Annotated in this window: 26 protein-coding genes and 1 riboswitch; of the genes, 10 read left to right on the top strand and 16 right to left on the bottom strand. The window is 68.8% G+C overall.

Going from position 1 to position 25,830, the window contains the following annotated elements; all coding sequences use genetic code 11:
* Positions 1-8: 8 nt before the first annotated feature.
* Entirely contained in the window at positions 9-1,424 is a 1,416-nt protein-coding gene (locus Uis4E_RS09615; RefSeq protein ID WP_101622939.1) for an MFS transporter, read from the bottom strand.
* 217 nt (positions 1,425-1,641) lie between these two features.
* Between Uis4E_RS09615 and Uis4E_RS09610 the strand changes: the two genes are divergently transcribed.
* Positions 1,642-2,532, top strand: coding sequence for a LysR family transcriptional regulator (locus Uis4E_RS09610; RefSeq protein ID WP_101622938.1), 891 nt, complete (start codon positions 1,642-1,644; stop codon positions 2,530-2,532).
* On the opposite strand, the gene Uis4E_RS09605 is transcribed toward Uis4E_RS09610, so the two are convergent.
* The 3 genes from Uis4E_RS09605 to Uis4E_RS09595 form a co-directional block, all read right to left on the bottom strand.
* On the bottom strand, positions 2,529-3,149 hold the full coding sequence (locus tag Uis4E_RS09605; RefSeq protein ID WP_101622937.1) for a DedA family protein: 621 nt from the start codon (positions 3,147-3,149) through the stop codon (positions 2,529-2,531). The two genes, Uis4E_RS09610 and Uis4E_RS09605, sit on opposite strands and share 4 nt — an antisense overlap.
* Before the next feature lie 174 nt (positions 3,150-3,323).
* The gene (locus tag Uis4E_RS09600; RefSeq protein WP_165784946.1) at positions 3,324-4,310 is read right to left on the bottom strand and encodes a sensor histidine kinase; all 987 of its coding nucleotides are present in this window, start codon (positions 4,308-4,310) and stop codon (positions 3,324-3,326) included.
* 8 nt (positions 4,311-4,318) lie between these two features.
* Positions 4,319-5,056 (bottom strand): response regulator transcription factor, encoded by a 738-nt coding sequence (locus Uis4E_RS09595; RefSeq protein WP_101622935.1) that lies wholly within the window; start codon positions 5,054-5,056, stop codon positions 4,319-4,321.
* Positions 5,057-5,184: 128 nt separating this feature from the next.
* On the opposite strand from Uis4E_RS09595, the gene Uis4E_RS09590 reads away from it, so the two are divergent.
* The 5 genes from Uis4E_RS09590 (at position 5,185) to Uis4E_RS09570 (ending at position 9,695) form a co-directional block, all read left to right on the top strand.
* Positions 5,185-6,015: an ABC transporter ATP-binding protein gene (locus Uis4E_RS09590; protein WP_101622934.1), complete on the top strand. Its 831-nt coding sequence runs from the start codon at positions 5,185-5,187 to the stop codon at positions 6,013-6,015.
* Entirely contained in the window at positions 6,012-6,812 is an 801-nt protein-coding gene (locus tag Uis4E_RS09585; protein ID WP_101622933.1) for an ABC transporter permease, read from the top strand. Before Uis4E_RS09590 ends, Uis4E_RS09585 begins: the two co-directional genes overlap by 4 nt.
* Before the next feature lie 188 nt (positions 6,813-7,000).
* Positions 7,001-8,590 (top strand): PolC-type DNA polymerase III domain-containing protein, encoded by a 1,590-nt coding sequence (locus Uis4E_RS09580; protein WP_101622932.1) that lies wholly within the window; start codon positions 7,001-7,003, stop codon positions 8,588-8,590.
* A gap of 133 nt (positions 8,591-8,723) precedes the next feature.
* Positions 8,724-8,799, top strand: a riboswitch (Fluoride riboswitch).
* 60 nt (positions 8,800-8,859) lie between these two features.
* Entirely contained in the window at positions 8,860-9,321 is a 462-nt protein-coding gene (locus tag Uis4E_RS09575; protein WP_101622931.1) for a fluoride efflux transporter FluC, read from the top strand.
* A gap of 2 nt (positions 9,322-9,323) precedes the next feature.
* On the top strand, positions 9,324-9,695 hold the full coding sequence (locus Uis4E_RS09570) for a fluoride efflux transporter FluC (RefSeq protein ID WP_101622930.1): 372 nt from the start codon (positions 9,324-9,326) through the stop codon (positions 9,693-9,695).
* 30 nt (positions 9,696-9,725) lie between these two features.
* On the opposite strand, the gene Uis4E_RS09565 is transcribed toward Uis4E_RS09570, so the two are convergent.
* On the bottom strand, positions 9,726-10,259 hold the full coding sequence (locus tag Uis4E_RS09565) for a PadR family transcriptional regulator (RefSeq protein ID WP_243394514.1): 534 nt from the start codon (positions 10,257-10,259) through the stop codon (positions 9,726-9,728).
* A gap of 161 nt (positions 10,260-10,420) precedes the next feature.
* On the opposite strand from Uis4E_RS09565, the gene Uis4E_RS12265 reads away from it, so the two are divergent.
* Entirely contained in the window at positions 10,421-11,134 is a 714-nt protein-coding gene (locus Uis4E_RS12265) for an NADPH-dependent F420 reductase (protein ID WP_101622929.1), read from the top strand.
* 99 nt (positions 11,135-11,233) lie between these two features.
* On the opposite strand, the gene Uis4E_RS09555 is transcribed toward Uis4E_RS12265, so the two are convergent.
* The 6 genes from Uis4E_RS09555 to Uis4E_RS09530 form a co-directional block, all read right to left on the bottom strand.
* Positions 11,234-11,764 (bottom strand): PadR family transcriptional regulator, encoded by a 531-nt coding sequence (locus tag Uis4E_RS09555; protein ID WP_101622928.1) that lies wholly within the window; start codon positions 11,762-11,764, stop codon positions 11,234-11,236.
* A gap of 124 nt (positions 11,765-11,888) precedes the next feature.
* The gene (locus Uis4E_RS09550; protein WP_101622927.1) at positions 11,889-13,196 is read right to left on the bottom strand and encodes an MATE family efflux transporter; all 1,308 of its coding nucleotides are present in this window, start codon (positions 13,194-13,196) and stop codon (positions 11,889-11,891) included.
* A 103-nt stretch (positions 13,197-13,299) separates the two neighbouring features.
* The gene (locus tag Uis4E_RS09545; protein ID WP_101622926.1) at positions 13,300-13,770 is read right to left on the bottom strand and encodes a MerR family transcriptional regulator; all 471 of its coding nucleotides are present in this window, start codon (positions 13,768-13,770) and stop codon (positions 13,300-13,302) included.
* Positions 13,771-13,893: 123 nt separating this feature from the next.
* Positions 13,894-16,467, bottom strand: a complete 2,574-nt coding sequence (locus Uis4E_RS09540) for an excinuclease ABC subunit UvrA (RefSeq protein WP_165784945.1) — start codon at positions 16,465-16,467, stop codon at positions 13,894-13,896.
* 60 nt (positions 16,468-16,527) lie between these two features.
* The gene (locus Uis4E_RS09535) at positions 16,528-18,237 is read right to left on the bottom strand and encodes a serine/threonine protein kinase (protein WP_101622925.1); all 1,710 of its coding nucleotides are present in this window, start codon (positions 18,235-18,237) and stop codon (positions 16,528-16,530) included.
* Positions 18,238-18,275: 38 nt separating this feature from the next.
* Positions 18,276-18,719, bottom strand: a complete 444-nt coding sequence (locus Uis4E_RS09530; protein WP_101622924.1) for a helix-turn-helix domain-containing protein — start codon at positions 18,717-18,719, stop codon at positions 18,276-18,278.
* Positions 18,720-19,141: 422 nt separating this feature from the next.
* Between Uis4E_RS09530 and Uis4E_RS09525 the strand changes: the two genes are divergently transcribed.
* The 3 genes from Uis4E_RS09525 to Uis4E_RS09515 are packed head-to-tail and all read left to right on the top strand — an operon-like array spanning position 19,142 to position 22,151.
* Positions 19,142-20,623: a DUF6591 domain-containing protein gene (locus Uis4E_RS09525; protein ID WP_101622923.1), complete on the top strand. Its 1,482-nt coding sequence runs from the start codon at positions 19,142-19,144 to the stop codon at positions 20,621-20,623.
* Positions 20,624-20,660: 37 nt separating this feature from the next.
* Positions 20,661-20,897: a hypothetical protein gene (locus tag Uis4E_RS09520; RefSeq protein WP_101622922.1), complete on the top strand. Its 237-nt coding sequence runs from the start codon at positions 20,661-20,663 to the stop codon at positions 20,895-20,897.
* A 33-nt stretch (positions 20,898-20,930) separates the two neighbouring features.
* Positions 20,931-22,151, top strand: a complete 1,221-nt coding sequence (locus Uis4E_RS09515; protein WP_101622921.1) for an SPFH domain-containing protein — start codon at positions 20,931-20,933, stop codon at positions 22,149-22,151.
* Positions 22,152-22,166: 15 nt separating this feature from the next.
* Here the strand turns inward: Uis4E_RS09515 and Uis4E_RS09510 are convergent, their stop codons facing one another.
* The 5 genes from Uis4E_RS09510 to dtd all read right to left on the bottom strand — a co-directional run bounded on the left by Uis4E_RS09510 (position 22,167) and on the right by dtd (position 25,726).
* Complete coding sequence (locus Uis4E_RS09510; RefSeq protein ID WP_101622920.1) at positions 22,167-22,754, bottom strand: helix-turn-helix transcriptional regulator; 588 nt, start codon at positions 22,752-22,754, stop codon at positions 22,167-22,169.
* A 135-nt stretch (positions 22,755-22,889) separates the two neighbouring features.
* The gene (locus tag Uis4E_RS09505) at positions 22,890-23,933 is read right to left on the bottom strand and encodes a zinc-dependent alcohol dehydrogenase family protein (RefSeq protein ID WP_101623129.1); all 1,044 of its coding nucleotides are present in this window, start codon (positions 23,931-23,933) and stop codon (positions 22,890-22,892) included.
* 148 nt (positions 23,934-24,081) lie between these two features.
* Positions 24,082-24,765, bottom strand: coding sequence for an HAD family hydrolase (locus tag Uis4E_RS09500; protein ID WP_101622919.1), 684 nt, complete (start codon positions 24,763-24,765; stop codon positions 24,082-24,084).
* 90 nt (positions 24,766-24,855) lie between these two features.
* Positions 24,856-25,158, bottom strand: a complete 303-nt coding sequence (locus tag Uis4E_RS09495) for a hypothetical protein (RefSeq protein ID WP_101622918.1) — start codon at positions 25,156-25,158, stop codon at positions 24,856-24,858.
* An 82-nt stretch (positions 25,159-25,240) separates the two neighbouring features.
* Positions 25,241-25,726, bottom strand: a complete 486-nt coding sequence (dtd, locus tag Uis4E_RS09490) for a D-aminoacyl-tRNA deacylase (RefSeq protein WP_101622917.1) — start codon at positions 25,724-25,726, stop codon at positions 25,241-25,243.
* Positions 25,727-25,830 lie beyond the last annotated feature (104 nt).

Genomic DNA, 25,830 nt, shown 5'->3' with positions numbered 1-25,830 from the left:
GCCGCACGTCAGCGTTCCCGCCAGCGCAGGAGTTCGAAGGCGAGGATGAGGGCGAGCAGGAGCGCGGAGGCGAGGAACACGGCTCGCAGGGCCAGGGTGAGCGAGGGCAGGAACGTGGCGATGACGCCGAACACGGCCACGCCGACCGCGCCGCCGACCTGGCGGAACGTGTTGAACATGGCTGAGGCGATGCCGGCCTGCGCCGGGTCGACGCTTTTGAGCACCACGCCCGCGGCCGCCGGCGTGGTGATGGCGGCGCCGAATCCGACGACGCTGAGCCCCGTGGCGATCGCCCATACGGGTATGGGCGACGGGTAGCTGAATTCGAACAGGAATCCGGCGATCATGATCGCGAGCCCCAGCGTGATCGAGAACTTCGATCCGCGCGCGGTGATGATGCGCCCGCCGGCGAGGTTGCCGGCGATGGTGACGAACGCGGACGGCACGAACACGAGCCCGGCGGCGAAGGCGCCCATGCCGAGCCCGTTCTGCAGGAACAGCGTGCAGATGAACACCATGCCGTACCAGTTGAAGATCATGACGAACCCGATGAGCAGCGCGACCTGCATGCCGCGCACGTGGAACAGGTTCAACGGCATCATGGGCGCGCGCACCTTCGCCTGGGAGCGGACGAACGCGACGAGCAGGACCATGCCGACGCCGACGAGCGCCCATGCGAGGGGCGAGGCGACGCCGAGGGCGCCGATCTCGATGACGCCGGCGATGAGGATGACGAGACCGGACAGCGCGAGCGTCTGCCCCACCCAGTCGAACCTCCTGACACGCTGCGGCGAGGGATTGACGCGCGTGCACAGGCCGAGGACCAGCAGGCAGAACGGCACGTTGACCGCGAACACGAGACTCCAATGGATGGGTGTGAGCAGCCCCCCGAGCAGCGGCCCCACGGCGGATGCGCTCGCGCCGCCGGCGCCCCACAGGGCGAGAGCCCAGGCGCGTCGTTTCGGATCGGGGTTCGTCTCGTTGATGAGCGACATGGAGGCGGGCAGGATCAGCGCGGAGGCGACGCCGAGCAGGCATCGGCCGAGGACGAGCGCGCCCATCGACCACGCGAACGAGCTGAACAGGGACGCGGCGGCGAACAGGGCGGCCCCGCAGACGAACACGCGCCTGGCGCCCCACCGGTCGGCGAGGTTGCCGCACAGGAGGAGGAGCGCGGCGAACAGGAGGCTGTAGCCGTCGACCACCCACTGCTGGACGGCCATGTCGCCGCCGAGGTCGCGGCTGATGGTGGGCAGCGCCACGTTGACGATGAGCACGTCCATGCCGACGAGGAACGAGGCGATGGACGCCGCCGCCGTGGCGAACGGCGCGGAACGGGCGACGCCGCGCGCGCGGTCGTCCGCAAGCGCCGGCGACGGAGTCGACTGGACTGGCGATGAAACGGTCGATGAGGTGGTCGTCATGCTCTCCTTACGCTATGGATCGGAATGTCATATCGGTTGTCGCGTAGGATATGGTACGGCGCGCGAGATGTCGGGGACGTTGGGATGTGAGTGATTATGGTTCATGGTGTATGAACCATAGGTTCACACCCACCCCCTCAGCCGGCTTCGCCGGCAGCTCCCCCTGAAGGGGCGCAGATGAAACGTCCGTCCGGACGGACGGACGGAAAGGACGACGATGTACGACAGGCGGTTGGATGCGATCGTGGCGGCGGCGGACACGGGCAGTTTCGCGAAGGCGGGCCGGCTCCTGCACATCTCGACGCCGGCGCTCGCCAAGCAGGTCAACACGTTCGAGGCGGAGTACGGGCTCACCCTGTTCGCCCGCTCGCATGGCGGCGTCGCCCTCACGCCCGCGGGCGAGGAGCTCGTGGAGGGGGCGCGCGATCTGATCCGCCGGTCGGACGAGATCGTCCGCAGGGCGCGGCGGCGCGCCCGGCCGGACACCGTGCCGGTGCGTCTCGGCATCTCCATGCTGCGGCCGGGCAGACGCATCCTCGACCTGTGGCAGCATGACGCCGGCCGTACCGCGGGCATCCGCCTCGAACTCGTCTCCCTGCCGGACAACCGCATGTCCATCACCGACATCATCGCCCGGCTCGGCGACACGATCGACGTGATCGCCACCGCGTTCGTGCCCGACCATTGGACCGGCGTATGCAACACGTTGGCGTTGTCCTACGAGCCGCTGAGCCTGGCGGTGCCCCTCACCCATGCGCTCGCCCGCCGTGCCAGGGTGACGCTCGACGACCTCGCCGGCACGCGCATACGCATGCTGCCGCGCGGCAACGGCACGGACGACGTCGCACGCGACCTGTTCGAGCGCGCCGGCGGCATCGAACTGGCCGACATCGACCATTACGACCTGGACGTGTTCAACGAGTGCGCCCAGACCGGCGACCTGCTCATCTCCAAACCGATGTGGGCCGACGTGCACCCGCAGCTCGCCAACGTGGCCGTGGATTGGCCCGAACCGGTCGGCATGCAGTACGGTCTGCTCTACCCGCTCGACCCATCGCCCGCCGTGGCCGCGTTCGTGGACCGCATCGCCGAGCTCGCCGGCGTCTAGACGCGCCGCGCGGCCAGACGCGAACGCACCTTGACGACGACGTACCAGACGAGCGCGGCGAGCGCGACGGCGGCGACCGCGTACTGGAACCGGTCGAGGAGGCCGAGGATCGAGCACCATCCGGCGCCGAGCAGGTAGCCGGCCATGACGAGGATCGTGTTCCACACGGCGGAGCCGACGGCGGTGAGCAGCGTGAAGCGCGCGAGATCGGTGCTGGCGATGCCGGCGGGGATGGAGATGAGCGAACGGACGATGGGGATGACGCGGCCGATCAGCACGGAGAGGAGACCGTAGCGGGCGAACCATGCGTTCGCCTTGTCGATGTCCGTGGCGTCGGTCAGGGGCATTCGGTCGAACAGGCGGCGCATGCGTTCCGCGCCGATCGCGTAGGCGACGCCGTAGAGCATGAGCGCGCCGATCACGGAGCCGGCGGTCGCCCCGCCGATCGCCTCGGCGAGGGTCATGCGCCCCTGTGCGGCGGTGAAGCCGGCCAGCGGGAGGATCACTTCGCTGGGGATCGGCGGGAACAGGTTCTCGAGGAGGACGGCGACGCCGGTGCCGAGCCCGCCCATGACGGACATGAGGCCGACGAGCCAGTTGGTCATCGCGCCGACCATGCCTCCCGTGTCGATCGGGCAGACGGAGGCGGGGGCGACGGCGGCGAGCGTGGACGGGGATGCGGCGAGCGCCGCGATGATCGTGGTGTTCTGGCCTTCACGCTAGGCCATGCCCGCTTGTCTGCCGCTAAGGTTCGTGAAGACGCCGTGGGCGTCGGGAGGGACGGCCGGAGGCTACCGTTCCCCGTCCGCGAGCGGCAGGGTGAGGCGCATCGTGGTGCCGGCGGGCGACGTGGATTCCACGTCGAGCGCGCCGCCGTACCGGGTCGCCACGTCGCGGGCGAGCGCGAGGCCCAGCCCGTAGCCCTGGTGCGCGGTGCCGTCGTCGTCGCGGGCGAACCGGCGGAACAGCCGTTCGGGATCGTCGCCGATGCCGCCGCCGTGGTCGGTGACGCGCACGACGGCCTGTCCGCCGTGCAGGTATCCGGTGGAGACGGTGACCTTCGCGCCGTCGGGCGAGTGGGCGATGGCGTTGTCGAGCACGGCGACGAGGCACCGTGACAGTCCGATCGCGTTGCCGCGCACGACGAGCCGGCCGCGCTCCCCGTCGACGCGCACGTCGAGGTTCACGCCGCGCGTCTCGGCGAGCGGACGCACCTCCTCGACGGACTGGTCGGCCACGTCGGCGAGCATGACGGGTTCGGCGTTGACGGCGCCGCGTGCGGCGACGAGCAGGTCGGTGATGATCGCGGTCATGCGGTCGACGTCGCCGCGAAGGGCGGCGAGCGGCGCGTCGATGTCGCCGCCGTGGGCGCGGCGGAAGTCGATGAGGTCGATGCGCGTGGCGATCACGGCGAGCGGCGTCTTGAGCTCGTGGCTCGCGTCGGCGACGAAGTCCTTCTGGAGTTCGAACGCGCGTTCGAGCGGTTCGACCTCCTTGCGCGCGTAATACCGGCCGACGACGGCCACGGCGGCGATGACGCCGACGACGAACAGGAGGGTGAACGCGATGGCCTTCCTCGTGTCGATGACCATCATGCCGGAGCCGAACTGTTCGGTGACGCTCATGGCGTCGGGGTCGAGGCCGCGTTCGGCGAATTCGTGGCGCGAGCCGAGCAGCACGCCGAGCGTGAAGAGGATGCCGCCGATCGCGGTGATGGCGGCCATGGCGATGGTCATGCGCAGGCTGATGAGCCGTGCGCGCCCCTTGTCCGATGGCATGGTTCTTCTCATCCTTCCGGTGTGCCGATGCGGTAGCCGCGGCCGCGCACGGTGTCGATGATGCGGCGCGTGGTCTTGCCGCGCACGTAGGAGACGTACACGTCGACGGCGCCCAGGTCGCTGCCGGGCGAGAACGCGCCGGCGAGCAGCTCCTCGCGGGTGAACACGTGGTCGGGCGAGGTGGCGAGCATGGCGAGCAGCTTCGTCTCGACGTCGGTGAGGGGCACGGCGCGCCCGTCCGGATCCTCGATGATGTTGGAGTCGGGTTTGAGCAGCCAGTCGCCGACCATCACGCCGTTGGCCTGCGCGTGGAAGCCGCGCAGGAGGGCGCGCAGGCGCGCTTCGAGTTCGACGAAGTGGAACGGTTTGGTCAGGTAGTCGTTGGCGCCGGCGTCGAGCCCTTCGACGATGTCGTCGACTTCGGCGAGCGCGGTGAGGATGAGCGCGGGCGTGGTGACGCCGGTGCCGCGCAGCATGCGGACGAGGTCGAGTCCGTCGCCGTCGGGCAGCCGCCGGTCGACGATGAGCGCGTCGTGGCGTGCGCCCGCCATGAGCCGGTTCGCCTCCGTGACCGATTGCGCCCAGTCGGTCCGGTAGTCGGCGGCGAGCATCTCGGCGGTCATGGCGCCGAGGTTCGGATCGTCCTCGACGAGGAGGACGGCGGGCAGGAGCAGTCGTTCCGGGGATGCGGCCGCCGCCGGCCCCGGCGCCTCCGGCGTCGCCGTCGCGTGCGTCGTCTTGTCCATGCGCGTCTCACCTCACGGGGAATCGGGGATTCTCTTACGGTTATATCAGACCGCCGGCCGGCTTAGGAACCGCTAAGAAACGCGGTCGCGGTTGGTCTGCCGGCGGCCGCGGCGTTATCGTGCGCGGTATGCGAAGTGATTCCCCTCTTTTCACCGCGGACCGGGTGTCGTGCACGGTGCCGTCGCCGGACGGCGACCGGACGGTCTTCTCCGGCCTGTCGTTCGCGATCGGCCGCGGCGAGATCGTCGACCTGGTGGGTCCGTCCGGTTCGGGCAAGAGCAGTCTGCTGACGGCGTTCGCGCGGCTCAACCCGCATGCGTCGGGATCGTTCGCCCTCGCCGGGCGCGACGCCGGATCGTTCACGCCGCAACGGTGGCGCCGCGAGGTCGCGTACCTGCCGCAGAAGCCGATCCTGCCGGGCGACACGGTGGCGGACGCAATCAGGCTGCCGTTCACGCTCGCCGTGCGCGCCGACTCGACGGTGCCCGCCGGCGGCGGCGATGGCGACGCACGGGACGGAGGCCGGCGGATCGGCCTCGTCGGCCGGTTCGCGCGCCTGTTCCGCGACGATGCGGCGCACGCGCGCGGCATGCTGCCGGACGCGCGCATCCGCGAGACGTTGGACGCGATGGGATGCGGGGACATCGATCTGACGCGGCGGCCGCACGACCTGTCCGGCGGGCAGGCGGCGCGCGTCTCGCTCGCCCGCACCCTGCTGACCGAACCGAAGGTGCTGCTCGCCGACGAGGTGGACGCCGGGCTGGACGACGAGAACGCCGCCAAGGTCGCCTCGATCATGGCGTATGCGGCGGGGCGCGGCATGGCGATCGTGCGCATACGGCACCGCCCGCCGGACGGGCGAGCCTCGCGCGTCGCCACGCTGGCCGACGGCGCGCTCACGTGGACGGACGCGACCGGATCCGCGACGGGAGCGACGAATGGGAGGGAGACGGCATGAGCGGCAACGCGTACGACATCGACATCTGGGGTCTCGCCGTGGCGATGGCGATGGTGGCCGTCGCCGCCGGCGTGAGCGGGCTCATGCGCATGGGCATCGGCCGGTCCCTCCTGTGGTCCGCCTGCCGGGCGCTCCTGCAGCTGTGCGCGATGGGGTTCGTCGTCGGCTACGTGATCCGCGCGGACGACGTGTTCCTCGTGTTCGCGACGATCGGCGTGATGCTCGTCGCCGCCGTGCAGATCACCCTGTCGCGCGCCAAAGGCGTGCCGAAGGGGCTCGCCGGCCCGGTGCTGCTGAGCCTGACCATCACGATGCTGCTCATGATCGCCCTGGTCACCGAGCTCGTCGTGCGCCCCCACCCGTGGTACGCGCCGCAGCTCGTCGTTCCGTTGACCGGCATGCTGCTCGGCAACACGGTCTCCGCGCTCGCCGTGGGCCTGAGCCGGTTCTACGAGAGCATGGACGAGCGGCGCGACGAGATCGACACGATGCTCGCCTTGGGCGCGACCGCGTGGGAGGCGGCGCGACCGTCCATCGTCTCGTCGATCAGGCTCGGGCTGCTGCCGACGATGGCGACGCTCGCCTCCTGCGGCATCGTCACGATCCCGGGCATGATGGCCGGCCAGGTCATCGCCGGCGGAGACCCGTTGGAGGCGGCGAAATACCAGTTCGTCGTGTTCGCGGCGATCGCCGCGCTGACGCTCGTCGCCGACGGGCTCATCATGGCGATGACGTACCGCACCTGCTTCACCGAGGCCGACCAGTTCCGCCCGCGGGACATGCGCGGCGTGCGCTGAACGCGGGAACCCGGTACGGACGGCAAACGGCGGGTGGCGGGGCGCGGAACCCCCCCCACCCGCCGTTTCCCCATTGTTTCCGGCGATTCGCGCATGGGAGCCGCCGTGAGCGCTACCATGGAGGTGACGGGACAAGGCTCCCGCAGGTATGAATGAGTATGAGTAGCGAAGAAAACAGTACAAAGACAATGGAAAACAGTGGATATGCGATCGACCGCTCGTGGCTGACCGAGGCGAAGGAAAGCATCAGCCAGTGGTCGTACATCATGTTGAAGGACGCGGACGACAACGACATCGACTGGGATTGGGTGCGTTCGCTCGACCTGGAGCACGGCATCGGCGTGGCCTCCCCCGAGGACTATGAGGCGGGCGCCGCGTCCAGCGTGCACGACCTGCTCAAGGCCGATCTCGCGATCCGCGACCGGCTCGAGGCGATCATCGCGAAGATGAGCATGACGTTCATGCGCGACTTCGACCGCAGGATCAAGACCTATGATCTGCCGCGCGCGCTCGCCTACGCGGACCGCCGTCTCAACGACCAGATCGCGCTGCTGCGCGACCGCGGCATCGCCGAGGGCCTGTGGACCGTCGAGGACGAGGACCGCCAGCGCGTCACCGTGCCGGTGCTCACGCCCGCGAAGGAGGGCGTGGCCGTCGACGACATCCAGGACCGCACCGCGGAGATCGTCAACGCGCGCGCCGAACGCCGCAAGGCGGACCGCGCCAAGCGCGAGGCGGCGCGGGCGCACCGCGAGCACGCGCTGTTCGAGGCGGACGAGGTGCGCAACGGCTCCGTCGAGGCGGGTCCGGACGAGTCCGCGCCGATCGAGTCGAGCTCCGACCAGGGCAGCTCCGACTATCTCATCGAGGGCCAGCCGGTCATCAACGACGACAATCCCGCCGTGCCGACGGTCGAGCAGGTGAACCGCGACGAGACCGCCGTACCCGAGGCGCGCTTCGAGAAGTCGCGCCACGCGGCCGCCGAGCATGTGGCGGCGCGCGAGGCCGCACGCCCGAAGGACTATTGGCGCGAGGTGTTCCTGCCGGGCCGCGACGTGGACAAGGTGATGGGCATCGACCTGGAGACGAACGGCACCGAACCGTACCGCGCGTACATCATCGACGTGGGCTTCGAATATATGAACATGCGCTCCCCCCGTCCGGCGGACGCGCCCACCGGCTACCAGTACGACAAGGACTACTACGAGGGCGGCGACGCCTACGACCAGCACCGGTTCTCGTTCGGCGTGACCGACGAGGCGGCGCGCCACGGCAACCCGTTCATCATCCAGCTGACCGGCATCGACATCAAGCAGCGCGTCGGCGCCGACTATCCGATGTTCGACGAGGACGCCGAGGCGCAGGCCGACCTGCTCAAGCGTCTGACCGCGCAGCCGTTCGTCGCGCACATGGCCACGTTCGAGCACAGCTTCTTCATGCTCAACGTGAAGGGCTACGCGGAGGCGTACCGCAACGGCCACGTGACCATCATCGACACGCTGCCGATGAGCCGCCTGTGGGACGAGGGCTCCATCCCCAGCGAGGAGCATCCCGACGGCGACAACCGTCTCGACGCGTACGCGAAGCGCCAGGGGGCGCTGCGCGAGGACGACGCGGAACGCCACCTCGGACTCGAGGACACGCACATCATGCTGCTCGCCATGAAGCACCACCTCAAGCAGCTCCAGGCCGAGGCGCGCGGACCGTGGGGCCCGAACGGCAAGGCGGGCGTCGGCGGCAAGCGCATCGTCAGCCATCGCCGCCATTGGCGTCGCTGACCGGCGCCGCGATTCGGCGCGATCGTTGAACGGACACCGTGTCGTCTGTTTTATGCAGTTGAAACAGACGACACGGTGTCCGTTTATGGTATCCCACGTATATGCCGCCGCATTGTCGCGGCGCGGAGTAGGCTTGCACGCAGGCGATGGAACCCGCCCGGAAACCCCGTTTTCCGAACCGCATTACCGCTGATAGTTCCTACACGATTCCCCACCTAGGGGCCGTCGTGTCTTCAGCGGACCGCGGCGGCATCCGGAAAGGCACTGACATGGGTCATCGCATACCCCAGATCCATCCCGACATCCTCGCCGTCGTCTTCGTCGGCGGCGCCATCGGCACCGCATTGCGCTACGCGTTCGCGCAGATCCCCTCGTCCGGCGACTTCCATACCGGCACGTTGGCCGCGAACCTGCTCGCCTGCTTCTGCTATGCGGGCCTGACCACGTTCCTCGCCGGCTCCACCGCGTTCGCCGCGCGGTTCGGCGCACGCGGGAAGGAGTATGCGAGCCGCGGGCTCGGCATGGGCCTGTGCGGAGGCCTGTCCACGATGTCCACGCTCGCGCTGGAATGCTTCACCGCGATCCGTTCGGGCGATGCGGGCGTCGGCGTCCTGTATCTCGCCGTGACGTTCGCGCTCGGCATCCTGTGCGCCGTGGCCGGCGCGTGGGCGGGCGGGCGTCTCGCCGCGTCCGGCGCCGTCGCCGACGACGACGTGCGGAAGGAGGCGTGACGATGGCCGCATTCCTTCCCGTGCTCGTCTGCCTGTTCGGCGGTCTGGGAGCCTCCTGCCGCTACCTGCTCGACACGGCCGTCAAGACGTATTGGACGCGCGCGTTCCCGCTGTCCACGTTCGTCATCAACCTGCTGGCGGGACTGCTCGCCGGCCTCGTCGCCGCGGCAGCGCTCGGCGGCGGGCTGGACGAGTCGTGGCGGCTGACGCTCGCCACCGGTTTCCTCGGCGGCTTCTCCACGTTCTCCACCGCGATCAACGAGATGGTGACGCTGTTCCGCAGGCGCCGCTACCCCACCGCCGCCGGCTATCTGCTGGCGAGCGTCGTCGTCCCGCCGCTCGCCGTGGCGGCCGGGTTCATGCTCGTCGCGTGACGTGCGGTCGCATGGGCTCCGGCGTCCGGATCATGCGCGGACGCCGAGCTCGCGTTCCAGCCACGCGCGTTCGGCGTCGATCTCGGCGTCGTGCACGGCGATGATGGCGCGACGGTACCGGTCCTCGACCTTGTCGTTGTCGATGGGCCCTTCGCCGTCGCTGTAGAGGCGGCGCACGTCGGCTTCGGCCAGTGAGTCGAGCCGACGGCGCAGCACCGCGTTCCTGTCCGCCTCGTCGGGGATGACGGACAGGAACGACATGACGACCGCCCACTTGGTGATGTTGGTGAGCATGTATCCGCTCGTGCCCTTGAGCTCGGCGATGAGCGCCTCGCGACCGGCCGGTTCGAGATGGAATTCGCGCAGACGACGGCCGTTGACGACCGTGTGCGTCTCGCCGATGTAGCCGGCCTTGACGAAGCGTCCGGTGACCGCGTGCAGCGTGCCGTCGGAGACCGCCTGCATGTAGCCCTGGAGCTGTTCCATCTTCTTGCGCAGCCTGTAGCCGCACGCGGGCCCCTCCGTGAGGAACCCCAACGTCATGAGTTCTATCGTGTTCATCATGCCCACCATGATACCTCGCTTCGATATATCTCGAAACGACACGCCGACGGCGAAGAGCGATCGCCGCGCGCCTCTTCCGCGGAATCACGCCGTTCTGCAACCCGCCATACATTGATTCGATATATCTCGGCTTGAAATATCCCTATACCTCGAATAGAGTGATGACCAACGCGAGGGCGACGGTAACGGCGACCGCACCGCCGCCGGCAGCGACAAGCAGAACGACAACGAAACCACACCACCGGAAGGAAACCATCATGAGCACCATCACCATCTTCGGCGCGGGCAACATCGGATCGGCCGTGGCGGGCATCGCCGTCAAGGCGGGCGCGGCCGTGCAGGTCATCGACCGCAACCCGGACAAGGCCGCGGCCGCCGCCGAGGGCGTCGCCGGCGCGAAGTTCGGCGAGGCAGTCACCGGCGACATCGTCGTGCTCGCCCTGCCGTTCCCCGCCTACGAGGAGACGCTCGCCGCCTACGCCGACCAGTTCGCCGGCAGGACCATCGTCGACGTGTCCAACCCGATCGACTTCACCACCTTCGACCTGGCGCTGCCGGAGGGCGCGAAGTCCGCCGCCGAATGGCTGGCCGGCAAGCTGCCCCAGTCCAAGGTCGTCAAGGGCTTCAACACGACCTTCGCCGCGACCCTCGCCACCGGCGTCAACGACGGCGCCCCGACCGTCGTCCAGCTCGCCTCCGACGACGACGCGGCCAAGAAGTCCGTCGCCGCGTTCATCGAGGCCGCCGGCCTCAAGACCGTGGACGCCGGCCCGCTCAAGCGCGCCCAGTACCTCGAGGGCTACGGCGCCCTGCAGATCGTCCTCGGCGTGACCGAGCAGACCCCGTGGACCGGCGGCTTCAAGGTCGTCAAGTAAGCGGTCGCCCGAACACGACGAACGGCTGGGCCCCGACGCGATACGATTCGCGTCGGGGCCCAGCCGTTTCGACGTACAGAAGGAAGCGCCGCCGCGCCGTCACGCCTCGATGCCGAGCATCGAACGCAGCCAGTCGAGTTCGGCCGCGACCTGGGCGTCATGCACGGCGATGAGCCCCCTGCGGTACGGGTCGTCGATGTGGTCGAGCGACAGCGGGTTGCCGGCATCGCAGTAGAAGAAATGCACGTCGCCGCCGGAGAGGAAGTCGTAGCGGCGTCGCAGCACCGCGTCGCGGTCGGCCTTGTCCGGCACGACGGACAGGAAGGTGAGCACGACGCGCCAACGGTTGAAATCGGTGAGGATGAAGCCGTCCGCGGTCTTCAACGCCTCGACGAGCGCCTCGCGTCCCGCCGGCTCCAACGTGAACAGGTGACGCTGGCGGCCGTCGCGCACGTCCGTCTGCTCGGAGATGAGGCCGGCCTTGGCGAGACGGCCGGTCGCCGGGTAGATGGCGCCGTCGCTGAACCGGCGCATGTCCCCCTGCAGCTGCTCCATCTTCTTGCGCAGTTCGTAGCCGCACATCGTCTTCTCGGACAGGAATCCGAGGATCATCATCTCGATCAGGCTCATACCCTACTTCTCACCTCGTTTCGAATACCCAGCCATGATAGCGGCCGGCGCGGATGCACGCCGCCGCGTTCCGCCCGCGGCTGACCGCCGCACGGGCGGACGTGACGGCCCACCGCCGCATCGCTCAGCGCAGCACCTTGCCGAGGATATGCCGCATGAACGGGATGGTCGTCGCGAACGTGAGGATGTCCGCCAGCGACTGTGCGGCCTCCACGCCGGTCACGCCGAGCAGATGCGGCAGGACGAGCACGATCGGCGCGAGGTAGAGGCCGGTGCGGCATACGGCGAGGAAGGAGGCGATGCCGGTCTTGCCCAGGGTCTGGGAGATCATGTTGCCCATCATGTTGACGCCGTTGAGCACGACCGTCACGCATTGGAAGTGCAGGGCGGCGACACCCACCGCGACCACGGCCGGGTCGGAGCGGAAGATCTCCACCAGCTGCGGCGCGATCGCCCAGATGACCACGGCGAGCACGAGCAGCACGCCGGTGGCGAGCTTCACGCAGAACCAGTAGGCCTCGCGCACGCGCGCGAACTTCCCGGCGCCGTAGTTGTAGCCGCACACGGGCTGGAATCCCTGGCCGAGGCCGATGATGACGGAGTTCGCGCCGAGCATGATGCGCATGACGATGGCCATGCCGGCGATGGCCGCGTCGCCGAACGGGTTGGCCGCGATGTTGACGCACGTGGTGGCGATCGATCCGGCGCCCTGCCGGACCAGCGACGGCAGGCCGCCGCCCGCGATCTCGCGAAGAAGCAGCGGGTCTGGACGGCAGTTGCGCAGCGACAGCTTCAGCACGCCGAACCGGGCGCTCATCACGGTGAGGATGACGAAGCTCACCGTCTGGCAGATGCCGGTGGCGAGCCCCGCGCCGAAGATGCCCATATGCAGGACGAAGATGAACAGCGGGGCGAGCAGGAAGTTGAGCAGCGCGCCGGTGACGAGTCCGATCATGCCGAACGCGGACTGCCCCTGATAGCGCAGCAGTCCGTTCAGCGCGAACGAGCCGCACACGCACGGCGCGGCCACGAGGATGGGCGTCAGATAGGTGACCGCGTACGGTGCGATGGTCGCGGTCGAACCCAACGCGACGACCAGCGGGCGCAGCGTGGAGAGGCAGACGACGGTCACGACGAGGCCGGAGAGCACGGCCCCCGCGAATCCGATGGCGAGCAGTTTGGAGGCGCGTTCGTCGTTGCGTTTGCCGAGTTCGCGGCTCATCGAATTGCCCGCGCCGTTGCCGAAGAAGAATCCGAGCGCCTGCAGGATCGTCATGATGGAGAACGCGATGCCGATCGCGCCCGACTGCGAGGTGCCCAACTGGCCGATGAAGAACGTGTCGGTGAGGTTGTACGCGGTGGTCACCAGATTCGACACGACCGCCGGGATGCATAGTCTCAAGATCAGCGGCTTGACGGGGCTTTGCGTCATCTGCCGGTATTTCGCGTCGGCCGACGCCTGTTTGATTCCTGCGAGATTCTGAGCCACGGAACGCTACTGTACTCCCGTCGCGGCGGATGCGCCCCGCGTCGTCCTACCGGCTGGTCTGCGCCTGCGCCTGAAGACGTTTGACCTGCGTGATGACGTCGCGATGTTCGTCGAGCAGCGCCTGCGCGTCATCGTCCCGGCCTTCCGCGACGGCACGCCAGTAGAGGGTCTTCAATGAGACGTACGCCTGCTGCATGCGGATGGCCTCGGCGCGTGCGGCGAGCCGCAGCGCCTGCGCGTCGAGCAGTTCGATCTGGCGTTGCGCGCCCGCCGCGCCGTCCTGCGAGTTGCGCAGGTATTCGCGCATCGATTCGAGCGGCATGCCCGTGGCGGACAGGCATGCGATCGTCGTGAGCCGGGTCAGGTCGTCGTCCGAATAGGCGCGGTGCCCGGACGGGTCGCGGGCGATCGGCGGGATGATGCCGATCTGCTCGTAGTAGCGCAACGTGGATTCCGGCAGTCCGGAGGCGAGCGACGCCTCACGGATCGTATGCCAAGCGATGGTGTTCAGGCTCATGCCACCCATCGAAACACCACGGTCCGGCGATGTCCAATGCCCGCGCCCAATCGTCGATCATGCCCGTCATGCATGTTGCAGCGCGATATCTACGATTCCACAGACGATCGACGGCGATCGCACCTACCGCAGATACCGGCCCGTCACGCTGCCCGGGTTCACGGCGACGGCTTCCGGCGTGCCGGTGGCGACGATGCGGCCGCCGGCGGCGCCTCCGCCGGGTCCCATGTCGATGATCCAGTCGGCGTTGGCGATCATGTCGAGATCGTGTTCGATGACGATGACGGTCGCCCCGCCTTTGACGAGCCGGTCGAACACGTCGAGCAGCACGCGCACGTCCAACGGGTGCAAGCCGATGGTCGGCTCGTCGAACACGAACACGGCGTCCGACTGGGCGCGCCCCATCTCGCCGGCGAGCTTCAACCGCTGCGCCTCGCCGCCGGACAGAGCGGGCGTCGGCTCCCCCAACGTGAGGTAGCCGAGTCCCAGATCGTGCAGGGTCTCCAACCGCGCATGCACCTTGCGCATGTCGCCGGTCGCGTCCAGCGCCTCGTCGACGCTCATCGCCATCAGCTGCGGCAGGGTGAGCGAACGGCCGTCCTTCGACACGCGGTGAACCGCGCCGGCGGCGGGCGCATAGCGCGAGCCGCGACAGTCGGGGCAGTCGATGCTCACGTCTGGCAGGAACTGCACGTCGAGCGAAATCGACCCGGTGCCGTCGCAGGTCGGGCAGCGCAATCGCCCCGTGTTATAGGAGAAGTCGCCGGCCTTCCAGCCGCCCCGCTTCGCCTCGTCGGTGCGGGCAAACGCGCGGCGCAGGTCGTCGTGGATTCCCGCGTAGGTGGCAACGGTGGAGCGCACGTTCGCGCCGATCGGCGTCGCGTCGATGAGGTTCGCGCGCCGGATGCCGTCCGCCGCGATGGCGCGCACATGTGTGGGCACCGCGGCATCTTCCGCGTTCGCCCGCAGCGCGGGGATCAGCGACTCCAATACCATCGTCGTCTTGCCGGAGCCGGACACGCCCGTCACCACGGTGAGACGGCCGCGCGGCACATCCACCGTCAGCGGTTTCACCGTGTGCAGCGGACCGGTCTCCATGTGGATCGACCCCAGGTCGAACATGTGCGACGCGTCGACCCGCGCACGCACCCGTTCCGGCCCGGTCTCGGCGAGGAACGGCGCGATGCGGCTGCCCCGATTCCCCATGGCCGCCACGTCGGCGACCGTGCCCTGCGCGATCACGTGGCCGCCGGCCGCGCCCGCCACCGGCCCCATCTCGATGAGATGGTCGCACGCCTTGAGCACGCGCACGTCATGATCGACGACGACCACGGTGTTGCCGTCCGCCACGAGGTCGCGCATCACGCCGATCAGCCCGTCCACGTTCGCCGGATGCAGGCCGATGGATGGCTCGTCGAGCACGTACAGCACGCCGGTGGTCCTGTTGCGCACGGCGCGCGCGAGCTGGACGCGCTGCCGCTCGCCGGTGGACAACGTGGCGCCCGCGCGGTCGAGGGAAAGATAGCCGAGGCCTAGCTCCAGCAGGCGTCTGGCCACGTCGAGGAACGATTCGGCGATGTTCGTCGCCATCGGACGCATCGCCTCGGGCAGCGCGCCGGGCACGCCGCGCACCCAGTCGACCGCCTCGTCCAGGGTCATGGCGCTCGCCTGGGCGAGATCCAGCCCGCGCACCTCGGGGCCGCGCGCCGCCTTGCTCAGGCGCGTGCCGCCGCAGTCCCGGCACGGCTTCTCCTCGAGGAACCGTGCGACGCGTTTCAGCCCCTTCTCGTCCTTGGCTTTGGCGAGCGCGTTCTCGACCGTGTACACGGCGTTGTAGTAGGTGAAGTCGAGTTCGGCGAAGTCGTCGCTTTTCTTCGACCGGTAGAGGATGTGCTTCTTGACGGCGGGCCCGTGGTACACGATGTCGCGTTCCTTGTCTGTGAGCTCGCGGAACGGCACGTCGGTGCGCACGCCCATCGCGCGGCACACGTCCTTCATCAGGTCCCACATGAGCGACCCCCATGGGGCGACGGCGCCTTCGTCGATGGTCTTCGACTCGTCGGGCACGAGCGAGGCGAGGTTCACTTCGCGCATGACGCCGGTGCCGGAGCAGGTGGGGCATGCGCCGGCCGAGTTGAAGGCGAGGGATTCGGCGCCGGGCCCGTAGAACGTCTCGCCGCAGTCAGCGCATCGGATGGGCAGTTCGGCGGCCACGTCGAGCGTGGGTTCGTGGCGGGCGCCGCAGTGGGGGCATACGTGCGCGCCGCAGCGGGAGAACAGGAGGCGCAGGCTGTTGAGCAGTTCGCTCATCGTGCCGAACGTGGAGCGCACGCCGGGCACGGCGGGCCGTTGGTGGAGTGCGAGCGCGGCGGGCACGTGGCGCACGTCGTCGACCTGCGCGCGCGTCGCCTGGGTGAGCCGGCGGCGCGTGTACGTGGACAGGGCCTCCAGGTAGCGGCGCGAGCCTTCCGCGTAGAGCACGCCCAGGGCGAGCGAGCTTTTGCCCGATCCGGAGACGCCGGCCACGCCGGTGAGCGCGTTCAGCGGCACGTCCACGTCGATGTCCTTGAGGTTGTGCACGTGCGCGCCGCGCACTTCGATCGCGGTGGGCGCATGGCGCTCCCCCTCGCGGATGCCGTCTTCCGTCCGCGCTTCCGTCCGTTCTTCCGTCCGTGCCTTCGCATGCTCATCCGTCATGCGGCCCATTGTAGGTGCCGTGCGCCCGTTCCCGTCGCGCGCCCGTCCATGCCGCGCCGCTCACGCGGTGTGCGCGTGGATCTCGTATGACGCGTATGCGGGCAGATCGTAGGTCTCGATGGAGAACGCGCGGCTCGTCCCCTTCGCCGGTTTGGCGACGTACTCGTTGCGCCCGAATACGATGCGTCCGGTCTTGTCGCGCAGGACGAGCGTCACGATGATGTCGTCCGTGTACACGCCTTTGCCGTTGTCGTCGTCGCGGTCAGCCGTCACCTCGCCGCCGAACGTGACGCCGTCGAGATCGGTCTTGCGTTCCTTCACGTCGTGCACGCCGTACGATTCGGCGCCGCCCGTGTCGAGCAGATCGTCGGAGGCCGGCGTCTCGACGCTGAACTCGACGGTCGCGGGTTGCTCCCCGTCGCCGCTCTGCCCGCTGAAGTACGCGGTCTCGCCGGCGAAGACGAGCGGGAAGACGGGCGTGTCGGCGAACATGACGGATCCGTCGGCGGCGCGTCCGGTGATGGTGACTTTCGGGAATTGGACGGCGTGCGTCGTATCCGTGTTGCGCAGGGCGAGCGCGTATTCCACGTATCCGTTTTCGGCCGACCAGCCGGATTCGACGAGTTCCAGCGGATTGTGTTCCACGGTGTCCGCGCCGCCGGTCGAATCGCCGGTCGAATCGTGCGAACCGTCCGCACCGGTTGCACCCTCATCGGAGGATGTCCCATCACCGCCCGTCGAGGGCCGCGACGTCGCCGACGATGCGGATGATGCATCGCCGGCGGAGAGACGCACCGCCACGTATCCGATGCCGCCGGCGAGCAGGAGCGCGACGAGACCCGCCGTCGTCCACGCGACGATGCGGCGGGAGGCGGGGACACGGCGCACGGCACCGGTCGGCGCGGACGCGCCAACGGTGCCGTCGCCGGCGATCGTCGACGTGGATGCCGCGACCGGACCGCCGGCGGAAGGCGCCACGCCTTCCGCGCCGCGTTCCGCCCGTTCCAATTCGTCGCGCAGTTCGCGCACCGTCTGCATGCGCGCGCTCGGCTCGAACGCGCACGCCTTGGCGACGACGGCGCGCAACGCGGGCGGCGGCGTCGCGGCGTCGGCGAGCGCACGCCCGTACGTCGCCGTATCGGACGGGTCCACGCCGGTGAGCATGAATCCGAGCACGCGCCCGATCGCGTACACGTCGGTGCGGGCGTCGGTGGGCGCGAACCCGTACTGTTCCGGCGCCGCGTACCCCCATGTGCCGAGCGTGGTCGTGTCGCGGGCGCGCGCCGCGCCGCCCGCGACGATACCGGCGTGCTCGCGGGCGATGCCGAAGTCGATGAGGTGCGCGCCGTCGGCGGCGATGATGACGTTCGTGGGCGTCACGTCGCGGTGGATGATGCCGTGCGCGTGGAGTTCGCCGACCGCCTCGCACAGTTGGACGGCGATGGCCGTCGCCTCGGGCGCGGCGAGCCGTCCGTGTCCGGCCACGTGCCGTTCGAGCGTGACGCCGGGCACGTAGTCGTAGACGACCACGAACCGGTCGGGCAGTTCGTAGGTCGCCTCGACGCGGGGCAGGCGCGGCGACGTGCAGTCGGCGAGCGTGGACCAGAGGCGTCGGCGGGCGAGACGCAATGGGATCTTCTTGCGGACGAACGGGCCGGCGCCGTCCAATGTGACGAGTTCGGTGACGCCGGACGGCCCGTCGGCGAGCGTGCGTTCGACGTGGTAGGCGTCGTCCAATCCCATGGCGTGCAGGGTCTGCGTGTCGTCCATATGATCGCTCCAGTCGCTCCCGTCGTTCCGGTTCCCGCTCAGTCCCGCGGCGTGAGCGTCGGCTCGTCGAACCGGTAGAGCTCGTCGTCGGTGGCGGCGAGGTCGAGGCCGTTCTCCATGCACCAGATGACGATCGCGTCGCGGCGTTGCCGGCACCACAGTTCCGATACGCCGGCGAGGCGCAGCAGGCGTTGCGTCTCGCGCAGGTCGCAGCCGAGGCCGAACGCGAGCCGGATCGCGTGGTCGCGGCCGGGGCGGCTTTTGCCGGAGAACACGTCGTAGACGACGGTGGAGTTGATGCCGGAGGCGCGCGCCACGTCGGCGCGTTTGAGGCCGTGACGGTCCAAGAGGAACCTCAGGTAGTCGACGAGCCGGTAGTCGCGTGGGCGTTCCTCGTCGAGGTACGCGTCGATGCTGCCGCTGGCGAGCAGACGGTCCAGCAGTTCCTCGGTGAGCCGCCGCTCCCCTCCCGTTGCGTTCATTGCCATGTCTCCTTTATACCCTGCGTGGTCATGTCCGCGGCGCATCGACGCGGCCCGGCGCCGGCATCGCGCGCCTTCATCCGATCGCGTCCGGACGCATTCGGCCGCATTCAGTCGGCGACTGAGGACGGGCGGCGTGCCGTCCGTGACGATGCCTTGTAGGAATCATGCGCCCCTGTGCCATGGACGGCGGTCCTCCGCCATCCGCATATGCCAATTTAATAACACTACGCCAATTTGATTACGTTTTCACATTGGATTACATTGAAGGGGACGCATGGACGCATCGCATGCACGGGAGAAGGAAGGGCAGTCATGAGCGAACGTTGGAGAACCGCCATCGCGGTCGGTTTGACGGTGACGGTCGCCGGGCTCGCCGCGTCCACCATCACCATGCTGCTGCTGAAGAGAAGGAACAGGATATGACCAGCCCCACGGACCAGCCCACCCAGCCCATCGAACCGGCCCCGGCGTCGCTGCCGGACCAGCCGACGCAACCCATCGAACCGGCCGCGCGGGAGCCGCAGGCCGCCGCTCCCGCGGCTCCCGCGGCCGACCGCATCTACCAGGCCGCCCCGCAGCAGGTGTTCCAGGCGGCGCACGACCAGCTGTCCACCGGCGCGACGTTCACGTTGGACACGGAGGACGCCCGCACCGGCACGATCGCCTTCCACGACTACGAGGACGCCCGCTTCACTCTGACGTTGACGCCGACGCCGGAGGGCGGCACCGAGGCGCGCCTCACCGCGGATGGCGACGGCAACGGCAAGCGTGCCGGCGAATTCTACACGGCGCTCGACGCCGCCGCGTCGATGCTGCCCGCCCCATCCCCCGTCTCCGCCGCAACGGCAGCGTCCGGCGCCGCAGCCCCCGGAGCCCCCGCGACGCCGGTCATCCCCGCCAAGGGAAACGCCCATGCGGAACCGGCGAAGAAGACCTCCAAGCTGGCGGTGTCCGCGATCGTCATCGGCGCGCTGTTCCTCATGGGCGCGTTCACGACCCTCAACGAATGGTCGGACGTGGTGGCCTTCGCCGTGTTCAACGGCCTGCTGTCCGGTTTCGCCGTATACGCGACACGCAAGGGCGGCAAGGTCCGGGGACGGCTCCTCGCGTGGGTCGCGGTCGGACTCACCGTCGCGGCGTTCGTCGTCGGCGGCGTGCACGTCCTGATCGCCGCCGGCCAGGAGAAGGCGGACCACGCCGCCTTGGAGCAGTCGTTCAAGGAATCCCAGAAGGTCACCTGCAAGGACCTCGCATGGCCGACGACCGGACTCGCCACGCAGCTGCCGCAGCCCGCATCCTCGTCCGGAGAGGTCAACAACGAGAGCTCCAGCTCGTTCTCCGTCTCCGTGTGCGACACCGACGCCTCGCAGTACGCGTCCTACGTCACCTCCGTGCAGGAGAAGGGCTTCACCGTCGACTACTCCAAGACCGACACCGCGTTCAACGGCAAGAACGAGGCCGGCTACAGCGTGCACGTGTCCGTGAACGAATACAACAAGAACGTGATGGACATCGCCGTCTACCCGCCGGACGACTCCAGCGACGACTCCGCGACCACGGATTCCGGCTCCTCCGACGGCGCCGACGGCTCCACCGGCACGGATTCGGGCGCGGACACCTCCGGCCAGTCCTCCACGCAGTCCGGCGCGTCCGACGACTTCAAGGCCGCGATGGACAGCTACGAGCAGACCATGAACGGCTACGTCGACTTCATGAACAAGTACAACGCGGAAGGCCAGCCCGCCTCGATGCTCGTCGACTACACCAAGTGGCTGAAGCAGTACACGGACACCGCGCAGAAGCTCGACGCGATCGACGAGTCGACGCTCAGCCCGGAGGACCAGCAGTACTACATCGAAGTGCAGACCCGCATCAACCAGAAGCTCGCCACGCTGCAGTGACGACCGCCATCGGACAGAACAGGAGCAGGAGACCGGCATGGGACTGATCGACATCGTCAGCAAGGGGCGGAAACCCGGGTTCTCGCGCGCCATCCCCGGCGCCGAGGAGCTGGGCAGCACGTTGAAGGACACGTTCGGCGCGTTCCGCACCGGTCTCGGCGTCCCCGAATCGAAGTCGACGGGCGTGTGCGAGGGATGCGGCGCACCGTTGTCCGGAGCACGCCACGAGACCGTGCAATGCCCGTACTGCGACCGCCAGACGCGCCTTGCCTGACCGGCCATCCAACGACAAAAGGAACCTCGAAACATGGCAATCATCAGGGCGTTCTCCGGCGCACTCGGCGGCACGTTCGCCGACCTGTGGAAGGACATCATCACCGCCGGCGGGTTCGCCGAGCATACGGTCGTCTCCCCCGGCGTGCCGCGCGGCACGAACAACGGCCGAGGCTCGAACGATTCGGGCTCGAACGGGGTGATCACCAACGGTTCGCGCATCTATGTGCCCGAGAACACGGCCGCGTTCATCTTCAGCCAGTCGGGCATCGAGAACGTGATCCGCGAACCCGGCGGCTACGAGTACCGCAACGGGGAGAAGAGCGTCCTCGCCGGCGACGGGTTCGGCTCGCTCATCGACCAGGTGGCCGACCGGTTCACGTTCGGCGGCCAGCCGGGCGTCACCAAATACGTGGCGTTCATCAACCTGCGTGAGATCCGCGGCGTGAAGTTCGGCACGCCGTCGCCGCTCGTCTACCACGACCGCTTCTACGACACGGATCTGGAGATCCGCGCCCGCGGCGCCATGTCGCTCAAGGTCACCGATCCGGTGCGCTTCGTGCGCAACTTCGTGCCGGCGAACGTCACCTCGTACTCGTTCGACGAGCCGGGCGCGCGACGGCAGATCCTGTCCGAGTTCATCCAGTCGTTCAGCGTGGCCGTCAACTCGCTGTCCGACGAATACCGGATCTCCCAGCTGCCGGCGCAGTCGAACGCGATCGCGCGCACCGTGCGCGCCGATCCGGCGAACGCCGGCACCTGGGGTCCGCGGTTCGGCTTCGAAGTGACCAACGTGGGCATCGAAAGCATCGAGTTCACGGACGAATCGCGCGAACTGGTGAAACGCTTCTCCTCGAACCGCATGGACGTGACCGCCTACGAGGGCGTGTCGGCGCAGGCGGGGAACATGGCCGCCCAGCAGCGCATCGCCGCGGGCATCGGCGAGCACGGGTTCGGCGACGGCGGCATGCTGCTCGGCATGAACATGGCGCAGGCCATCAACCCGATGAACGCGGCCCCCGCGGTACAGCCCGCGCCCTCCGCCGCGCCGGCTCCGTCATCCGTTCCACCGACGCCATCCGCTCCTGCCGCGCCGGCCGCGACACCATCGCCCTCCCCCACGCCGTCGCCGGCTCCGTCACTGTCGTTGGACGAGCAGCTGGACGCGTTGAAGAAGCTCAAGGAGCTGCTGGACGCCGGCATCCTCTCGCAGGAGGAGTTCGAGGCGAAGAAGAAGGAGATCCTCGGACTGTAGGCGACGGCAGTCGCGTCAGCGTTTGCCGAGACCGCCGTCGGGGAACATGAGGAACGCGAGCGCGCCCGCCGCGGCGCCGCTGGCGAGCGCGCCGGTCACGACGGTGAGGATGCGCATGGCGGCGCCGGGCGTCACGCGTCCGTTCTTCGCCGCGGCGCGTGACGTCACTCCGGCGCCGGCGATGCGCTTGCGCGCCGCGTCCGTCGACGTCGCGCGTCCGGCCGTGTCCGGAGCGTCGCCGCTGTCCGTCGTCGCGCCGTCGGCGTGCGTGTCGCCGCCGCTCTCCGCGGCCGTCGTCGCGCCGACCGTCGCGTCGTCGCCGTCTTCCTCGCCTCGCAGCGGCTCGTCGACGAGCGTGGTGATGACGCGGGCGAGGTCGCGGTTGTCGTGTTCGGCGATCTCCGCGTTGAACACGGTGCGCAGGGCGAGGTATTGGAGTTTGCTCATCGGCGTCTTGCCGGTCTCGAGGTTGGAGACGGTCTGCCGGGCGACGCCGAGCTCGTCGGCGAGCTCCTGCGTGGTCCATCCGGCGACCTTGCGTATGATCGACAGGTTCTCCTGGAACTTGCCGATCCATCGGCGTTCGATTTCGGGTACCGCCATGACGTGTTCTCCTTCCGCGCTGCCACCCATCATACGCAATGGCCGCGTGCCGTCCCGTTTCCTGCGGGTGGCACGCGGCCATGATGTCGCGCGGCTTCGGCCGGATCCGTCGGAACGGCCGGAGGCGTCGGCGCGTCAGAAGCGGATGAGCGACTTGATGACCTCGCGCCGGTCCATCGCCTCGTACGCCTCCTGGATGCGGTCGAGGTCGTAGGCGCCGGTGAACACGCGGCCGGGGTCGATCTCGTGGTTCACGACCGCGTCGAGCAGTCCGGACTCGAGGTCGTAGTGGCGCACGGGCGCGAGGCCTCCCTTGATGCCGATGTTGCCGTAGAACGTGCCTTCGGCGCTGATCTCCACGTCGTGCGGGAGGCCGACGCGGCCGATGACGGCGCCGCGGCGGGCGAGGCCGATGGCCGTGTCGAACGACTGCTTGGAGCCGACGCATTCGAGCACCGCGTCCGCGCCGTAGCCGCCGGTCATGGAGAGCACCTTGTCGACGGCGGCCTGGTCGCGTTCGGCGACGACGGCGGTCGCGCCGAATTCGCGGGCGAGGACGGCACGGTCCTCGTGGCGGCTCATCGCGATGATGCGCGCCGCGCCGAGCATCCTCGCGGAGAGGACGCCGCACAGGCCGACGGCGCCGTCGCCCATGACGACGGCCGTGTCGCCGGGCTTGACCTCGGCGGAGACTGCGGCGTGGTAGCCGGTGGACATCACGTCCGCGATGGTCAGCAGCGAGGCGAGCGTCTCGTCGTCATAGTCCTCCGGCGTGCCGGGGACCTTCACGCACGTGCCGTCGGCCTCGGGCACGCGCACGTATTCGGCCTGGCTGGCGCCGAAGTAGCCGCCGTGCGGGCACACGGACTCGAAACCGGCCTCGCACACCGGGCACTTGCCGCAGCTGTACGGGAACGGCAGCACGACGAAGTCGCCGGGCGCGACCGTCGTGACGGACGCGCCCACCTGTTCGACCACGCCGATCGACTCGTGGCCGATCTGGCTGTTCTCGGGGTGCGGGGAGAGCCCGCGGAAGTACCACAGGTCGGAGCCGCATACGCAGGCGCGCACCACGCGCACCAGGGCGTCCGTGTCCTGTTCGACGCGCGCCTTCGGCACCTCGCGCACGGCCATCTCGCCGGGCTTCACGAAGATCGCGGCCTTCATCGTCTCGCTCATGATCGTCTCCTTCATCGTTGTCGTCGTTCGATCCGCGACTTCACATCGCGGCGACGGCTCCCACCGTACGCACCTGAAGCGCTTGAGGGGCAACCCGCGACACGCCGCCGCGGCGTGGCCGCGGGCCGGTCGCCGGCCGCCACGTGGTTCATTTCACGCGCGTGATGGCGTTCCCCCTGACCATGAACCCCTTGCGCGCCATGTCGATCATCGGCTGGTCGAACATGCTGTCCGTGTAGAACTCGTCGATGACGGCGCCTGCGCCCAGCACCTCGCGCAGACGCTTCGGCTTGTTCGTGTTGAAATTGAGGTACGTGACCTCGAAGGTCGCGGGGTCGATGGTGGAGGCGATGAGACGTCTGACGCCGAGCCGACGGCACGCCTCCCCCACGGTCGCGTCGAACGAGGCGGTGAGGATCACGTCGTCGGGCCGCGGCTCGTACCACGGTTTGATCTTGCGCATGTTGCGGTCCCAGAACGCGTTGACCAGGGATTTCAGCCCGCCGGTCAGGTCGTCGGCGCCGGCCGCCGAGGCGTCGGCGGCGAGGATGTCGTCACCGAGCCCCGCCTTCGCCGCGTCGTTCAGGGCGCTCACGCGCAACGCGTCGACGCCCTTCGACGTGGAGAGGTCGCGCAGGTACTTGCGCGCCACCTCGCCCACGCCGCTCTCCATCTGTTCGAGCGTCGCCCTGCCCAGCTTGTATTTGACGGCGTAGCGCAGCACGGGGGCGAGATGGCGAAACACCTTCATGTCGTAGCGCGCGCTGAACAGGTAGAGGTCGAACAGGCTCTCCCCGTCGTAGATGGTCCCGTCGAAATCGAATACCCGCATACGCCCCTCGCAATCATCGCCCGGCTTCACGATCCACTATAGACGTGCCGGCCATGGATGCGACGGCCATGGCCGCGACGCCGAGGGGCGTCATTGGTTGAGGCTCGTCGTCACCTGCTGCTCGACGCGGTCGTACGCCTGGGAGAGCAGCATGTTGCCGGGCACGGTGGTCAGCAGGAACGCGAGCACGGCGGCGATGACCGACGCGATGATGCCCTTGATGAGCCTGACGACGATCCTGAAGACCACGTAGGCGATGGCCGCGCCGACGGCGACGGTCAGGCAGGTCCGCACCTCGGCGGGCAGGCTTCCGTACCATAGGGCGATGCGGTCGAAGACGGACAGGTCGAGGCCGGACAAGTCGACGTTGGTCAGGTCGATGGCTGGGATCATGGGGTTTCCTTTCGAAGTATCGTGCGGTTGGACCGGTGGCGGGGATGTCGGGAGAAGAGGGCGTCGGGGAGGCGGGCCACTCTCACGCCTTGTGCGGCATGTCCGTCTCGGTGTCGATGACGATGGTGACCGGCCCGTCGTTGACGAGGCCGACGCGCATGTGCGCGCCGAAACGGCCTTCGCGCACCGGCACGCCGCCGGAGCGCAGCGCCTCGTTGAAGCGGATCCACACGAGGTCCGCGTGTTCCGGCTTGCCCGCCTTGATGAAGCTGGGACGGTTGCCCTTGTGCACGTCCGCGTAGAGCGTGAACTGGGAGATGGACAGGATCTCGCCGCCGACGTCCTGGATGGACCGGTTCATCTTGCCGTGCTCGTCCTCGAAGACGCGCAGGTTGAGCACCTTGTGGGCGAGCCAGGCGATCTCAGCGTCGCCGTCCGCGTCGGACACGCCGACGAGGATCATGTAGCCGTGGCCGATCTGCCGCGGCTCGAACGTGGGGTCGATGGTCCCGAGCTCGTTGACCACGTCGACGCTCGCCTGGGACACTTTCTGGATGACGATTCGCATGCCCCCGATTATGCCACGGGTTTGTTCGCCGGAACCTTGCGGCCGGCTGGAAGCCTGCCGCCGTGGGGATGGAAGACGGCCGCCCGGGGCGCGTGCGCCGCGGA

Origin of the sequence: Bifidobacterium parmae, assembly GCF_002860365.1 — a bacterium.
Classification (GTDB): Bacteria; Actinomycetota; Actinomycetes; order Actinomycetales; family Bifidobacteriaceae; genus Bifidobacterium; species Bifidobacterium parmae.
This window is presented reverse-complemented; position numbering and strand designations above follow the sequence as displayed.